This is a genomic window from Stenotrophomonas sp. SXG-1, assembly GCF_014083965.1.
GTDB classification, from domain to species: Bacteria; Pseudomonadota; Gammaproteobacteria; order Xanthomonadales; family Xanthomonadaceae; genus Stenotrophomonas; species Stenotrophomonas geniculata.
This window is the reverse complement of sequence record NZ_CP046588.1, coordinates 1,283,081-1,298,939: the sequence shown is the minus strand read 5'-3', so window position 1 is coordinate 1,298,939 and position 15,859 is coordinate 1,283,081. Positions and strand designations below refer to the sequence as shown.

At 60.4% G+C, this 15,859-nt stretch carries 12 protein-coding genes; 6 read left to right on the top strand and 6 right to left on the bottom strand.

The features are described from left to right. Positions 1-29 precede the first annotated feature (29 nt). From GOC52_RS05950 to GOC52_RS05935, 4 genes are all read left to right on the top strand, one after another. Entirely contained in the window at positions 30-323 is a 294-nt protein-coding gene (locus GOC52_RS05950; protein WP_238794443.1) for a helix-turn-helix domain-containing protein, read from the top strand. A gap of 654 nt (positions 324-977) precedes the next feature. Then, complete coding sequence (locus GOC52_RS05945) at positions 978-1,934, top strand: hypothetical protein (protein WP_191850916.1); 957 nt, start codon at positions 978-980, stop codon at positions 1,932-1,934. Between the two features lie 61 nt (positions 1,935-1,995). Next, positions 1,996-3,780, top strand: a complete 1,785-nt coding sequence (locus GOC52_RS05940) for an ATP-dependent nuclease (RefSeq protein ID WP_191850915.1) — start codon at positions 1,996-1,998, stop codon at positions 3,778-3,780. Continuing rightward, the gene (locus GOC52_RS05935) at positions 3,777-5,042 is read left to right on the top strand and encodes an ATP-binding domain-containing protein (protein WP_191850913.1); all 1,266 of its coding nucleotides are present in this window, start codon (positions 3,777-3,779) and stop codon (positions 5,040-5,042) included. The genes GOC52_RS05940 and GOC52_RS05935 overlap by 4 nt, the downstream gene beginning before the upstream one ends. An 850-nt stretch (positions 5,043-5,892) precedes the next feature. Here GOC52_RS05935 and GOC52_RS05930 read toward each other — a convergent pair. The 6 genes from GOC52_RS05930 to GOC52_RS05905 form a co-directional block, all read right to left on the bottom strand. Continuing rightward, positions 5,893-6,870, bottom strand: coding sequence for a CBASS cGAMP-activated phospholipase (locus GOC52_RS05930; RefSeq protein ID WP_191850911.1), 978 nt, complete (start codon positions 6,868-6,870; stop codon positions 5,893-5,895). After that, positions 6,867-7,301 (bottom strand): hypothetical protein, encoded by a 435-nt coding sequence (locus GOC52_RS05925; protein WP_191850909.1) that lies wholly within the window; start codon positions 7,299-7,301, stop codon positions 6,867-6,869. Before GOC52_RS05925 ends, GOC52_RS05930 begins: the two co-directional genes overlap by 4 nt. Then, the gene (locus GOC52_RS05920; RefSeq protein ID WP_191850907.1) at positions 7,298-7,702 is read right to left on the bottom strand and encodes a hypothetical protein; all 405 of its coding nucleotides are present in this window, start codon (positions 7,700-7,702) and stop codon (positions 7,298-7,300) included. Before GOC52_RS05920 ends, GOC52_RS05925 begins: the two co-directional genes overlap by 4 nt. A 272-nt stretch (positions 7,703-7,974) precedes the next feature. Then, a complete protein-coding gene (locus tag GOC52_RS05915; protein ID WP_191850905.1) occupies positions 7,975-8,418 on the bottom strand; it encodes a hypothetical protein in 444 nt (147 codons plus the stop codon). 133 nt (positions 8,419-8,551) lie between these two features. Then, positions 8,552-9,325, bottom strand: a complete 774-nt coding sequence (locus GOC52_RS05910) for a nucleotide-binding protein (RefSeq protein WP_191850903.1) — start codon at positions 9,323-9,325, stop codon at positions 8,552-8,554. An 11-nt stretch (positions 9,326-9,336) separates the two neighbouring features. After that, positions 9,337-11,232: a site-specific integrase gene (locus tag GOC52_RS05905; RefSeq protein WP_238794423.1), complete on the bottom strand. Its 1,896-nt coding sequence runs from the start codon at positions 11,230-11,232 to the stop codon at positions 9,337-9,339. A 202-nt stretch (positions 11,233-11,434) separates the two neighbouring features. Here GOC52_RS05905 and mutS point away from each other — a divergent pair, with 202 nt between their 5' ends. Then, the gene (mutS, locus tag GOC52_RS05900; RefSeq protein ID WP_049455628.1) at positions 11,435-13,990 is read left to right on the top strand and encodes a DNA mismatch repair protein MutS; all 2,556 of its coding nucleotides are present in this window, start codon (positions 11,435-11,437) and stop codon (positions 13,988-13,990) included. 186 nt (positions 13,991-14,176) lie between these two features. Beyond that, entirely contained in the window at positions 14,177-15,820 is a 1,644-nt protein-coding gene (locus GOC52_RS05895; RefSeq protein WP_010483232.1) for a catalase, read from the top strand. The last annotated feature ends 39 nt before the right edge of the window (positions 15,821-15,859 follow it).

The window sequence follows — 15,859 nt, the reverse complement described above, 5'->3', positions numbered from 1 at the left end:
GGATCCTTCGAGGCTTCAGCCAGCGCGAAGTGGGGGTCAGGATGGGCCTGGACAAAGACACTGCATCGGCACGCATCAGTCGCTATGAAAGCGAATCGATGACGGTGAGCCTGGAAGCACTGTTTGAGCTGGCGCAGGCACTGGACGTGCCGCCGGCTTACTTGCTGGCGACGACGCCGGCGATGGCCGACGCCATTTTGGCACTGGGCCTTCAAAGCGAGGCCCAGCAAGCGAAGCTGTCTCAAGCCCTCGAAGGGCTCGCCGCGCTCCCACCGGGCAAGCGGAAGCAAGCGATTGACCGTCTCTTAGCGCATGCCGAATAGGCGATCGCAGTAGTTTTCCCGGGCGCAGGCGGCACCACGGCTGTGGCGAATTGGATACAGGTCGTCGCCCGGCTGCCAGCGATCTTCTTGAAACTTCGGTCACCCAGCCTGTTGTTCATGGCCGACGGCCTCGACGACCTGCAGCAGCGCGCCCCGCTGAGTTGGCTCGCCGTCACGGCCGGCTTGGCCACCTGGGTCGTGTTGGGGTTTCTCTACTGGATCAACGCCCGGGCCTACCGGCGCCAGGAGGAGGCCCAACGGCAACCGTACGCTCCTCCACGCCCAAGCGGGGTGGGTTCTGGAGGGGCTTCTTCCTCATCTGGGCCGTGGTTATGTCAGCCCAGGCTCTGGTTCTCGTAGGAACGGGTGCCGCAGACCTGCTCCCGCTCCCTCGCAAGCGATGGGCACCAAACGCCAAGCCGCGTTTACTTGGGCGTCTTAGAAACGCGCGCACGGCAAATATACTTCGCAGACCACCCGCCACTCCGCAGGAAAGTTGTCGCCGATGCTGCAATACAGCAATATCTGACTCCTGCCTTCGCAAAACATCTGACAAGCGTTTTCTTTCCTTTCCTCCCGGGGTGGAAGCTTGGGGGCTCCTCTTAGCCTTGGAGAAGCTTTACTCTTGCGAAAACCGCAGTTAGGGAGAGGACGATGCCGGAGCATCCGATATACCGTAACGCGCTCAACGCAATACAGGTTGGCGTGGAGGATTTCAACGAAGGTTCCCCTCCCCGCCTATCTTCAGCCGTCCGAAACCTGACTGCGGGCATCCTGCTCTTGTGCAAAGAGAAGCTTCGCCGCCTGTCGCCCGAAGACGAGATCTTGATTTGGAAGCAAATCAGCCCGGCGCTGAATGATCAGGGGAAGGTCGTCTTTGAGGGGTCCGGGAGGACGACAGTTGATGTCTCTGAGATCATATCCCGCTTTAAGTCGCTCGGCATTGAGGTGGACGCCAGCCTCTTGCAGCGGATCACGGGAGTCAGGAATCGCGTTGAGCACCATCACGTCGACGACGTGGGTCAGATCCGTGGTGCATTTGCCGACGGTCTTCTTTTTCTGTCTCAGTTCATGCCTAAGCACTTGGGCGTCGACCCTCTGGATGCTATCGAAGAGGACGCTTGGTCTCTACTTGTTGGAGAGAAGGAGATCGAAGACCGCCTCCGAGCAGAGTGTAAGGCGTCTTATGCTCAAATAGATGGGCCGACCTTGCTAACGGATGCTATCGAAGGCGAGGGATGTCCTGAGTGTAGCTCCCATTTGGTCATGCAAACTCAAGTCCAAAACACCAACGCATTTGAGGCGCGGTGGGCGTGCAGAGCTTGCGGTCATACCAGCTCAAATCAGGAGTGGCTCGGTCGCATACTCCTTAGCTTTTTTGCTGGTGCGAGCTTCTCGGCTGCAAAAGATGGCGGGCCCGACCCCTTGGACACCTGTCCCGAGTGCAACGAAGAGGCGTATGTTCATGAGGAAGAAATGTGTCTCGCTTGCGGCTTTGAGCTCGGGCATAGCGAGTGCGCCGTGTGTTCAGAACCACTTGGGCTAGAAGAGTATGGGGAAACAATCTGCTCATATCACCGCTATGTGGCGGATAAAGAGCGAGACAGTTAAATAGCGGTAAGGCAGCAGTGATTCGTGAAGAAATTTGTTTCCGATAACGCCTGGGTAAATCATGAAGGTTGCAGATCTCTCCATCCACAAGTTCCGTGGCGTAAGTAAAGGCTACTTACGCTTCAGCAAACACGTAGTTCTGGTTGGGAGCAACAACACTGGTAAGACCACTGTTATCGAGGCACTCACTCTGCTCCTTGGAAGAGACCGCCTGGTACGTGACCTGACGGAGCACGACTTCTTCGGGTCAGATCCGCAGCCAAATGACCGCATCAAGCTGATTGCGACGATCACGGGCTTTGAAGGCAATGACCCCAATCAACACTCCGAATGGTTCAGAGATGGGCGCGCTGTCCCGAAGTGGTTGGACGAGGCGACCGGCACGGTTCATCCCTTGCCGACAGAGACTGCTAAACATCTCTGCTGCCAGATTGCAGTTCAAGCCTATTTTGACCGGCTATCACTCACAGTAGAGGTCGTGCGCTATTTCCACGACCACGATGGCGCAGTCGACCCTTTCAATGAAGACTCGCCGGTAGCGGTTCCCCATCGGCTCATACAGCACTTTGGGTTCTTCCTGGTTAGAGCAAGTCGGACCTGGGATCGAGTTCTGTCGTGGGGCAGCGAACTCTTCCGCAGGACCCTTCATGCCGCAGCCGCGCAGCCAGCCGGAGCTATCATTGCCCAGCGGGACCAGCTGCGATCGCCTGAAACAGCCATTGAGGACGACAGGCAGATTGCGCCCCTAGTTAACAGCGTGAACGATGAGGTCGCGCGCTGTATTGCCGGCTCGCCTAAGCTGAGGCTTCGTGTCACTTCCACGGACAGCCGCTCGGTATTGGATGCCGTGGCGGCCCACTACGCTGTGCCGAACGGACCTAGCGTGCCCGCCGCCCGCCAAGGAAACGGTTTGATTTCATTGCAGGGGCTGTTCCTCCTCCTTGAGCTTGGAAGACTGCGTGCTAAAGGCGGCGAAGGCTTCACCATGGCCTTGGAAGAGCCAGAGCTTCATCTGCCTCCGGCAACACAGCAGCAGATTGTGCTGAGAGTCCAAGCACTGTCCTCACAGACATTTGTCACCACCCACTCTCCAACCATTGCCGCGATGGCTGATCCCACCTCCGTCTTGCTGCTTAGAAACACTGGTGGGATTTTGACCGCCAAGCCTTTCTTGGAGAAAAATCTTGATGGTCAAGCGGCTAACTGGCGACGCAAGTTCTATCAGCACAACCGGACTGAGGTCATCAACGCCCTCATGCACTCGTTTGTGCTGGTCCCCGAGGGCCGTTCAGATCACCTGTTGCTACAGACACTTCTCAAGCCACTCATGCTTAGACAAGGCTGGGCAGGCGAGCATGCTCACTCATTCGGGTTGGAGGTCGGCCTAGTTCCAACCGAAGATGCCAAGGTAGTTGAGACTTGGACCGACCTTCAGCGGGTGCATCCGTGCGTTTGCTGCCTTGTGGACGGCGACGGAGAAGGCTTCCGATACTCCGCGGAACTTGCTCAGGCGGGGGCTCGTCCCGGCTCTATCATCAGGTGGTCCGATGGTCAGATGCTGGAAGATGTCTTGTCTTGGATCTTCTCTGCTGACCCAGCTGCGATTGCGGTAGTAACGAGGGATATTCCAACGTTGGCGGATGCCGATGTGCCCAAGGTCGTAGCGCATGCAAAAACGAAGAAGTGTGACTTGGTGCTCTACGAGTCTATCGCGGATGCCATCGTCAACAACGAGGCATGTAGAGGGCGAGCGTCGGACCTATTCAAGGGCATGGCGTTGGCCTGCGCCGATCTGGAGAGCGCCCGCTTTAGCAGGGCCGAGAACGTCTGGGTCTTCCAGCCATGACCGTTACCGTCTTTTCCGGCGGGGCGGGCAGTGGCAAGACATACCAGCTGATGCAGAAGCTTGCAGAAGTCATTGCCGAGAAGCCTTTGGAGATCGGAAGTAAGGTTTTAGCGCTGACCTTCATGCACGGCGCTAGGCGACGCTTAGATGATCGTCTTGCCCAGGTTCCGGGAATTGAACGTCGTTACGAATGCGCCACACTAGACAGCTTCGCCGCCAGGCTTGTTCGACGCTGGCAGTCGCTGGCTACCCAGGAGCACTACGGTGAGCCGAGGGAATCCGAATACGAAGAGACGTGCAGGGTGGCCGCAGCCCTTCTCAACCACCGCCACGTCGTGCTCTGGGTGAAGGCCTCATTTCCCATCTTGATCATTGACGAGGCCCAGGATCTCTCTGCAAACCGCCTAGATGTCGTCCGTCGCCTCGCATCGGAACTGACAACGCTGATTGCTGCCGATGAGTTCCAGTGCTTGGACGGTGACCTTCGACCGAATCCGGCATGGGGCTGGCTCCAAACCCAAGAAGACCACGTAAAGCTGGAGCGGACGATGCGCACAAACGTCGATTCGTTGCTCAACGCAGCCGCTGCACTCAGGTCCGGCTTGGATCTCCCCATCGGCCCCGGGTTCTCTGTCAGAGCGACAGCGAACGCTGCACTGGCGTCTACCTTCTTGAGTAACCAGATCGCATGGAAGGTAAAGGGGAAGTCCTTGGCAGTTATATCCCCTATAGTGAAGGTCTTCGCAGAAGATACTGTGATGACGTCTGCCGTCAAAGCCACCAAGCAGGGCAATGGGCCCTACCGAGTCGATTGGGAACAGGCTGAGCAAAAGGTCGTGGAAGCACTCTTGGCTCGGATAGTGGCTCCCGCTGTTGCTACCCCAGCCGAGGCCTTGGAGGCGGTGAGAGCGACAGGCAATCGAGGCATCTATGAAGAGTTTGCCAACTGGGTAGACCGCTTGATTCGGACCAAGCGTGACGTAGCAATCTCTCGAGAGATGCTCTCAGACGCCGTTAAACAGATTTGCGCAAGCCGCGTCAGGTTCCAGCGCTCTTCGGACTTCGGTTACAAGGCGATGTCCGTGCATAGGGCAAAGAACAGAGAGTTTGACCATGTTGTGGTTCTTTGGCCTGCGGCAACGCCAGGAGACAACGAACAAAAGCGGCGGCTGCTCTACAACGCGGTGACCCGGGCAAAAGTGGAGTGCTTGATACTTGTTCAGGCGAAGAAGCACCTCGATGCGCCGCCCTTCAAGCAGTAGCCAAGCAGCGTCATGTACTGTCTATCGTTAACAATAATCTGAAAGGTCGCGCAGCCTCTTTAACGCTTCCTTCTGCTTCGACACTGGCAGTTTTGAGACCGGTAGAATCACCTGGGCCAATGGGTCGGACGTGGCGTGGAGATTGGCCGCCGATAGACGCAAGGATTTGGCCAAGGCTTTAGACATCACTGGATTTGGGTCGTGCTGCCCAGCCTCGCAGCGATTCGGCGACCGCACGCCTCGCCGACGATCAGGCGCAGCGGCTGTAAACGACTCTTCATCGCTTGGGTTATCGTGGCGGCCGCCTACATGGCATTCTTCCTGCAGATGGCCTTCGCCGACCTACTGCCGCGCCCTGAGCGAGCCCGCGCGATCCTCAGCCTAGTCGTCCTGGCGTTGGTACCGGCAAACTTGGCGGCACCGGTCTTGCGCGGGCTAGTCTCCAGCTTGGTCCGGTCAACGACGTTGAGGTAATTTTTGAGTTGAGCCGGCCATTTATTGGACTTTGCAGCTTAGTCATTAGATCGCTCTTCGCCCTACACGCAAGCCGGATGGCCGCGCTCCCTGATACAGCCGAGGCGCGCCTCGCGTAGTCCCTGACTAGCGTTTCGCCTGATGGAATGGCTCACGAGCCTCCTCACCCGGTTAGTCGCGCTTGGCCTTCAGCATGCCAGCTGTGCTGCCGATGCTTCTGCTAGTGAGTTATGCACAAATCACACAGGAGAAGGCCGAGCGACGTACGGCTGCCTCGCGCCGTCATTCGCAGCAAGCAACCAATAACCAGCCCCACAATCCTGTATGACTTTATCCCATAGACACTCATGACGAAAAACAAGGGCCGGACAACTCATTAGCGGAAAAAATCGGCAATTTGCTGCTGATGGGATGAGATTGCAATCCCATAGGCTCTACTAGCCATCGACCGCAAAAGCGCTGTCGACTTTTCTGTGGCGACATCAAGCCCTAAATGCGGAAGCTCATCTTGGGCAGGGGCCGCATCAATTCGAAGAAATCGGCTCCCCAGGAAAGACTTGATAGTCTGAATCGCCAAGCTCTCCTGTGCAGATAGAGTCAACTCTATCAGTTGATGCTTAACGAGCCATCCTAGCTTCCCAGCTATAATCGGATCGCCTGGAGGCCTCGCCAGCGATCCAGCGCAAGTACCGATACTAAGCATTTCAATGATATCCAACCTCGCCATGCGGGTGGCCTCAGCTAAGGCTACGAGATCTGGAGCGTTGGCAATCAAGCCGCCATCGACGATGTCATCACCACCTATTTTTCGCGACGGGAAGTAGGTGGGAGCAGCAGAAGTGGCTAGAGCTGCATCCAGCAAGGTGAGATCCTGCGCACGCTTCGGATCGACGCCCCCCGAGAGGAGCACACAAGGCCCGCCGGTACTCACATTTACCGTTGGCAGAATCAAGGGAATATGGAGATCTCTAAGATTAACCTTGGAATGCTTCCCAAGGATTTTCCTTATCACTTCCTCGAGCCCCGCACTATCATACTTTGCCCCAGTCCACCCTGGCAGCCAGCGGGTTGAAATCTTGCTCTTTTTAAATATTTTCGCACCACTGTCAACGAAAGCTCTAGAGATCGTCGCAGCCGGAACCCCTACCGCCAACGCAGTAGCGATGATCCCTCCGATGGATGTCCCGGCTAGCAACTCAAATCTCTGGTTAACCTTCGACTTGTAGTCCGCCTCAATCTTCTCAAGAACCGAAGCTGCGAACAGCCCTCTATATCCTCCACCTGATAATGCCAACACCTTGAAGCTACTGGGAGCTCTAAGTACGACATCCAAAGACAGGTCAAGATCGCTCATTTTTTATATACCAACAACTTAAGTCCCAGCGGACTTAGCTGAGAGAGCCAAGCATAATTCGGAGTAATAAGCGTCAAAGAAAGCTTCCATGCCGTGGCCAAAACGAACAAATTCTCGCTTGAGAGCATTCTTTTTGCACCATCCTTCAGTTCCATCCCTCGAAGGTGGGCGTAACCCTCGGCGACACGCAGATTTACATCGCGCAGCAACTGCTGCGCCTCTGCCTTGTGGACAAAGGCATCCAAGTTTGCGGCATGTATGCCTCGTACAGAGGGCGGGACCCCGGGAGCATTAATGGTCGCCCGATAGTGAGCAATGGAAACCACACTTATTTGAACTTGATGAATTGCCAGCCCCGCAATGGCCATCTTAAGACCATTATTTTCTGCAACAAGATCTATTAGAGCATCTGTTGAAAGAAGATGGCTCATGCCTCCGCAACCTGTGCGCTCAAAGTCGAAATATCGATCTTCTCCAAGGGTAGAGCCTTGAGCTCCTTAAGCTTAGACAAAGGCATGACCGGCTTCATATCATGTCGCATATATTCCCAGAACGACGTCTGTTGGCGCGGCTGGAAATTCTCCATCACTGAGCCGAGTGAAATTACGAGCACGGGCAGCTCGTCAGTAGAGCGCTTGATTAACTGAGGCTCACCTCGCTGAGCTTCAGTGATTACATCAGCAAGATGAGATTTAATTCCTCTTGAGGTCCAAAGATCGGGTTTGGCGTCAACTCCCTCTAAAAAGCTCAACAGTTCAGTGGTCTGGTCTGGCCCAAACTTATTTTGGATAGCCCGCTCTAGCGACAGGCGAAGCTTTTTATTAGAAGTCATGATAGCTACCTCGGGTTGGTGACCCCATGCTACCCGCGTGGCCACGGATGTCAAATAGGTGGCCACGTCTCAATCAATATTGAGATAGGTGGGCCCATTCATATTTCGTTAAGTGTTTCAAGGACGAAGCACAACAGGGTATGCACGCCAAGTTGGCGATCTGCAGGTTTGGCGGCAGCTTCGCTTCGCGTCGTTCCGCCCCTTCCCGCTCCGTCGGCACAGTCATCTAAGCGTGAGCAATGGGAGCGGACGGAATGGCTGAAAGCAACGTGTTAGCCCCTGCTCGATGACAGAATCTTGGAAAGCAAAAATCTGGCGAAATCGTGGCCGCCAATGCTCTTGGCCTCTTCCTCCGGCTCCCCCTCTTCCACGCTTGCTCCCGCAGCAAGCAGTGCCTCGGCAACCTGACGCTTCACCTCGAAACTTAGCTCCACATCCCGGGCCAGCCAGACCAATGGAGGCTGATCCTCCTCGTCGTCAGTGTAGGTATACGCATCGGGGTCCAGGCCGGTGGCCAAGAGCGCCATCACCAGTTCGACATCTCCCATCACGCAAGCGTTGTGCAGTTGGGGATACCTCAGTGACCGCCCGCGCTCTTGGAGAGCCACTGGCAGCAGCTTCACTGCGTCCAGCATCTCATCGAAGCGCTCGCGGAAGGCCTCACTGCCACTGTAGAGGTCGTCGAAGCCCATGGCGGCTGCAATGCTTGTGTTCATATCTTTTCCCCCTGAGGTTGTAGGACCATCACCTATCCAAGCAGGTGCTACACGCTGCGACATCCGCTCGAACCAACTGCGCGCTGTCTCTAAAACATGTCCATGGTCGCCTCACCTGGGTCTTTTTCCCGCTTCACGACATTTCTTCGTCTCGGGCGAAAGGCCGCGCGGACACACGCATCGTATCCCCTAGCGCCCAACGCGCCTGCAGATCGCCGGCTCGCTGAGCGGCTTGGGCTTCGCAGAGTTCGTGCATCGCCACCTGCAACACCTTTGCGTAAGCGGCGTGGTAGGGCTCACGCGTCTCACCGTCGACCCAAGGCGCCTGCAGCGCCACCTCGACTGTGGCATCCCATACATCGCCCCGTTCAAGTGCACCGCTCAGCACATCGTCGCTCACCACCAAGACATGACCGGCCACCTGGCCGTCCACCAACGCCCACTCATGGGGAACCGCGGCAATCTCATCGAGCGTGGCCAGCGTTGCGATGCGTCCCAGCTTCTTCCGCAACCGGCTTGCGTCGTCCCGCGCCTGCCGCAAGGCCAGTTCGATTTCCAGTTCACGGACCCGTTGCTGGGCCGCGTCCAGTTCGTCGATCAAGCGACGCTCTTTGACGCTGCGCCCCACACGCGAGGCCTGCCAAGCAACGAGTTCGTTGTAAGGGTAACGGACGTGCTCGTTGGCCCCTCCAGCAGCGCGGCCGGCGCCTTTCACGAAGGGCGGCCCTGCAGGAGGCGTTCGACGGCGCCACTCCCCAAGCGTGTCGAAGTGGACCCCGAGGTAACGCGCCGCTGCCTTGGTGCTGATCGTCGGAGGCGGCAAGCCTGCGGCGGCTTTGTTCAGCTCAGCATCCAGTGCCGCAGAGCGCTGCTCCAGGTAGTCCTCTTCTTTACGCTGGCATTCCATTGGGTCGCTCCTTACTTATCGTCGCGCCGGTTTCTTGCTGAGAAAATGGAGACTGGGGCATCGCCGGACTCGTCCAGGCGGGGCTTGTCCGTGCCTTTCAATCGATTCCAAACACGGGGACTCGTAGCCACCATGTGCTCTTCAACCCGGCCCATGGCCTCGCGGAGCTTGGACCACTCCTGCTCGGTGTAGCGTTCGGAGACAGCGGCCATGCGATCCTCGCCTCGCCCCAACGTTCTGTGGTGGAGCAGTTGGGACACGATTCGACTTTCGCCGAACAGGAGGGCCGCGTAGCGACCAAGCGTGCGGCGCAGATCGTGGAGGGTCAGACCGATGTCGACCTCTGCCCGCAGATCGAGCAACCCCGCGTCCCGACGCACGTTCGCCACGATGCTCTTGCTGTCCGAGTAGTGCCCCGTCGTGCTGCGATCTGATCGGGCCGGGAACACGAACATGGTTTTGGCCCGCGAGCGGCGTGCCCTCTCCACCTCTTTTTCCAGCCGGTCCAGCAGATCCCGGCGCGCACGCCTGGCTCGGGCGGCGTCCAACACTTCTTCCGCGTCCGCCAGGTCTTGCTTGAGCTTGGTTTCGTCCGCGCGCTCGTCGTAACGCCGCTGCAGGATCTTTTCAGCAAAGTAAGCCACCGGCAGGTAGCGCTCCTCCCCGTTCTTGGTGTCAAACAGGTAGACCTGGGACCCTGCCCGCCTCGTGTAAGGGTTGACCTCATCCGGCCCGGCCAACCAGACCCAGGACACCTCTGACTGGCGCAGCTCGCCCGGGGAACACCGGTCAAACCAGCGCAGGGGAGCGGCCTCGCCGCGGCGGGTTCCCCAGAGCAGGGTCAGCAGCAAGTAATCAGCGCCGGTCGCGTTCAAGCCGCCTTGCTCGTCCCGTCGCGCCAAGATCACCTTGAGGACCGTGGGCAGTGTTTCGTCCCCCAAGGGGTTGCGCACTTCCGCGCGCTCGTAGTGCCGGCGAAGTGCCTGCGAGTCTCGCAACATGTCGTCGTCGTGGATGACCTGGAACGGGTTGTAGCGCAGCACCGGCTCCCGCTGTTGCTGAGCTGCCGCCTTTCGTTCCCGCTTCAGCACCAGGTCGACCGCTCTCTTCGCGTCCGTGAACGCGTGTTCGGTCGACGCTAGACCAGCCGCTTTGACTCGTTGGATGTACTTCCCGGTCACGCCCAACGCTTCGAGCTGTTGCGTGGAAAGCGCGGCCCAGTCCGGCTGATCAGCCAGCGCCTGGCGCATCGGGGTGGGGATCCGGTTGGAGCGCACCATGGACGATCGCCGCAGGCTATCGAACGCACGGTGGATGTCCTTGTCCAAAAGCTGAAGGATCGGCTTGTCCGCCAGCCCGACTTCCGGGCGAGCAAACCGCGCTAGGCTGTCTTGGATCGCCCGGATGCTAGCGGGCTTCGCTTTCTTGTTGCGGACGCGCTTCTGCAGGTCCTCAACGTAGGCCGCAAAGCAATCCGCCAGCGTGAGCCCCTTCAGCTCAACCAACTGCTCGGCTCGGGCCTCTTCCTTCGAAGGATGCTCGCCCGTCTCCCGGACCACAGCCAACTTCCGTCGCGCTAGCTCGTAGGCTTGCTCCGGGCCGATATCGGTGACGCTGCCCAAGGAGAACCGACGAACCCCGGCTGGGCCGCGGACCACGACTTCGTAAGTGGTACGGGTGGTGCCCACGTAAAAGCCGAACCCCGTCGGAGCACCTTGGTTGCCGTCCAGGACGCGGTAAGGCTTCCCGGCGTCTTCGGGCAGTCGAGGGGCGATGACCACCCTGCCCTGCTTGCCTTCGACCGGGCCCTTGGCCACGCTCAGTTCGCAGATTTGGCGGTAGGTCAGCTTAAACTTGGTGCCTCGGCGGCGCGGGGCCTCTGCCTGCGTCGCAACAACCGTATCCATGGTCGATTCGCCGTCTGTCCGTCGCAACATCGATTTGATCCTCTTTGAGTGACCACCGCAACTGCGGCGCAACGAAGAACCCCGTTACTCGCCGTCAGCTGCCGGGATCGACCGCTACAAACCGTAGGAAGTTCTCTTGCAAACTACTGATTCAAAAGCGAAACCGTCTGCATCTAAGGCCAGTGCAGAGCACACGCCCCTCATGAAGCAGTTCTTCGCGGCCAAGTCCGATTACCCGGACCTGCTGCTGTTCTTCCGCATGGGTGACTTCTACGAACTGTTCTATGACGACGCCCGCAAGGCGGCGCGCCTGCTCGACATCACCCTGACCCAGCGCGGCAGCTCCGGGGGCGCACCGATCCCGATGGCCGGCGTGCCGGTACATGCCTATGAAGGCTACCTGGCGCGGTTGGTGGCACTGGGCGAGTCGGTGGCGATCTGCGAACAGATCGGCGACCCGGCGCTGGCCAAGGGCCTGGTCGAGCGCAAGGTAGTGCGCATCGTCACTCCCGGCACGGTCACCGACGAGGCGCTGCTGGATGAACGCCGCGACACCCTGCTAATGGCCCTGTCGCGCAGCAAGCAGGGCTACGGCCTGGCGTGGGCCGACCTGGCTGGCGGCCGCTTCCTGGTCAACGAAGTGGAAACCGACGACGCCCTGGAAGCCGAGCTGGCACGGCTGGAGCCGGCCGAGCTGCTGGTGCCCGACGAAGAAAACTGGCCGGAGTTCCTGCGCCAGCGCACCGGCGTGCGTCGCCGCGCGCCGTGGCTGTTCGATGCCGACAGTGGCCGCCGCCAGCTGCTGAACTTCTTCAAACTGCATGACCTGAGCGGCTTCGGCATCGATGACAAGCCGCGCGCGACCGCTGCCGCCGGCGCCCTGCTCGGCTATGTCGAGGAAACCCAGAAGCAGCGCCTGCCGCACCTGACCTCCATCGCGATGGAGACTGCCGGCGAGGCGATCGCGATGAACGCCGCCACCCGCCGCCATCTGGAACTGGATACGCGTGTTGATGGCGACACCCGCAATACGCTGCTGGGCGTGCTCGACAGCACGGTGACGCCGATGGGCGGCCGCCTGCTGCGGCGCTGGCTGCATCGTCCGCTGCGCCTGCGCGAGATGCTGGTACAGCGCCACCATGCGGTGGAAACCCTGATCGATCGCGGCAGCGACGCTGACATCCGCGAGCAGTTCCGCCGCCTTGGCGACCTGGAACGCATCCTCACCCGCGTGGCGCTGCGCTCGGCGCGCCCGCGCGATTTCTCCACCCTGCGCGACGGCCTGGGCCTGCTGCCGGCGGTGCGCGACGTGTTGGCCCCGCTGGACTCACCACGCCTGCAGGCCCTGCATGCGGCGCTGGGCGAGCACGACGAGTGCGCGCAGCTGCTGGCCAGCGCCATCGCCGAGATGCCGCCGCTGAAGTTGAGCGACGGCGGCGTGCTGGCCGATGGCTTCGATGAAGAGCTGGACGAACTGCGCCGCCTGTCCACCCACGCCGACCAGTTCCTGGTCGACCTGGAACAGCGCGAGCGCGAAAGCAGCGGCATTGCCACCCTGAAGGTGGGCTACAACCGGGTGCATGGCTACTACATCGAAATCAGCAAGGGCCAGTCCGACCGCGCGCCGGTGCACTACACCCGCCGCCAGACGCTGACCAATGCCGAGCGCTACATCACCGAAGAACTGAAGGCGTTCGAGGACAAGGTGCTGTCCGCGCGCGACCGTTCGCTGTCGCGCGAGAAGTACCTGTACGAGCAGCTGCTGGATACCCTCGGCGGGCAGCTGGAGCCGCTGAAGCAGTGCGCCGCCGCACTCAGCGAACTGGACGTGCTGGCCGCCTTCGCCGAACGCGCGCAGGCGCTGGACTGGGCCCGGCCGGAACTGCAGGCCGAGCCGTGCCTGAAGATCGAACGCGGCCGCCACCCGGTGGTCGAGGCGGTACGCGAGCAGCCGTTCGAACCGAACGACCTGGACCTGCATCCGGACCGCCGGATGCTGGTCATCACCGGCCCGAACATGGGCGGTAAATCGACCTACATGCGGCAGAACGCGCTGATCGTGCTGCTGGCCCACATCGGCAGCTTCGTGCCGGCCAGCCGCGCATTGATCGGCCCGATCGACCGCATCCTGACCCGCATCGGCGCCGGCGATGACCTGGCCCGCGGGCAGTCCACCTTCATGGTCGAAATGGCCGAGACCAGCTACATCCTGCACCACGCCACCGCGCATTCGCTGGTGCTGATGGATGAGATCGGCCGCGGCACGTCCACCTACGATGGCCTGGCGCTGGCCGACGCGGTGGCCCGCCACCTGGCTTACCAGAACCGCTGCTACACGCTGTTCGCCACCCACTACTTCGAGCTGACCGCGCTGGCCGATGAGCAGCACGAAGGCGGCCGCAGCGGTATTGCCAATGTGCACCTTGACGCGGTCGAGCATGGTGAGGCGCTGGTGTTCATGCACGCGGTGAAGGACGGCCCGGCCAACCGCAGCTTCGGCCTGCAGGTGGCGGCCCTGGCAGGCCTGCCGCGCGCCACCGTAGCGCAGGCGCGCCGTCGCCTGGCCGAGCTGGAACAGCGCGGTGGTGAAAGCCATGCCGCCGAGCTGGCACCACAGGCATTGGATGCACCGCAGCAGTTCGGCCTGTTCGCGGCGCCATCGAACAAGGCACAGGAAGCACTGGCCGCCATCGATCCGGACGAACTGACGCCGAAGCAGGCGCTGGAAGCGTTGTATCGCTTGAAAGCGCTGCTGTAGCCGCAGCGCAAGCGCTTGGCCTCCTGCCTCGCAGGAGGCCCATCGAAAGATTTCGCAAATCTGATTCTGAGTTTCAATTGACAGAATCTATCAACCTGAACGAATCATTCGATTATTCATTTCATCTGGCGCTAGCTAAAGTCGAGTGAAGATGTTCCACCCCGTCTTCACCCGCAGGAGCCAGCCATGAGCCAGTCCGATAACAACAGCCCCAAATGCCCGTATCACACCGCGCCGTCGCCTGCGGAAGGCGCCCAGCAGCAGCGCGAGCTGAGTACCACGCCGAAACAGAAGCAGGGCGATGATCCGGTGACCCCGATGACCACGGCCTTCGGCGCGCCGGTGGTGGACAACCAGAACAGCAAGACCGCCGGCCCACGCGGCCCGCTGCTGATGGAAGACGTCTGGTTGCTGGAAAAGCTGGCCAACCTCAACCGCGAGATCATTCCCGAGCGTCGCATGCACGCCAAGGGCTCGGGCGCGTTCGGTACCTTCACCGTCACCCACGACATCAGCAAGTACACCCGTGCCAAGCTGTTCGAGAAGGTCGGCAAGCAGACCGAGATGTTCGCCCGCTTCACCACGGTGGCCGGCGAGCGTGGCGCCGCCGATGCCGAGCGTGACATCCGCGGCTTCGCGCTGAAGTTCTACACCGAAGAAGGCAACTGGGACCTGGTCGGCAACAACACGCCGGTGTTCTTCCTGCGCGACCCGCGCAAGTTCGCCGACCTCAACAAGGCCGTGAAGCGCGACCCGCACACCAACCTGCGCAGCGCGCGCAACAACTGGGATTTCTGGACGCTGCTGCCCGAAGCCCTGCTGCAGGTGACCGTGGTGATGAGCGATCGCGGCATCCCGCGCAGCTTCCGCCACATGCACGGCTTCGGCTCGCACACCTACAGCTTCACCAACGCCGACAGTGAGCGCTTCTGGGTCAAGTTCCACTTCGTCAGCCAGCAGGGCATCGAATCGCTGACCGACGCGCAGGCGCAGATCCTGGTCGGCCATGACCGCGAAAGCCACGGCCGCGACCTGTTCGCCGCGATCGAGAAGGGTGACTTCCCGAAGTGGAAGCTGTTCATCCAGGTCATGCCGGAACTGGATGCGGAAACCTACCGCGTGCACCCGTTCGACCTGACCAAGGTGTGGCCGAAGAGCGACTACCCGCTGATCGAAGTGGGCCAGTTCGAACTGAACCGCAACCCGGTCAACTGGTACCAGGACGTGGAGCAGTCAGCGTTCGCACCGAGCAACCTGGTGCCGGGCATCGGCCCGTCGCCGGACAAGATGCTGCAGGCGCGCCTGTTCGCCTACTCCGATGCGCAGCGCTACCGCCTGGGCGTGAACCACCACCAGATTCCGGTGAACGCAGCGCGCTGCCCGGTGCACAGCAACCACCGCGACGGTGCGATGCGCGTGGACGGCAACTACGGCGGCCTGCCGCACTACGAGCCGAACAGCTACGGCCAGTGGCAGGAGCAGCCGGAGTACCGCGAGCCGCCGATGAAGATCCGCGGCGACGCCGACTTCTGGAACTTCCGTGAGGACGACGCCGACTACTTCAGCCAGCCCGGTGCGCTGTTCCGTAGCTACAACCAGGCACAGAAGGACCGCCTGTTCGCCAACACCGCCCGTGCCCTGGGCGATGCGCCGGACTTCATCAAGCAGCGCCACATCGACAACTGCAGCAAGGCCGACCCGGCCTACGGTGCCGGTGTGGCCGCGGCGCTGAAGGCGCTGGCCAGCCAGCCGTCGGATCCGTTCAAGCCGGCCCAGCCGGAAGCGGACTTCCCCACCGCCACCCCGGGCGCCGAAGACATCGAGCTCTGATCGCCCTCCCCCGTGAACGGCGCGCCGCCTCCCTGCGAG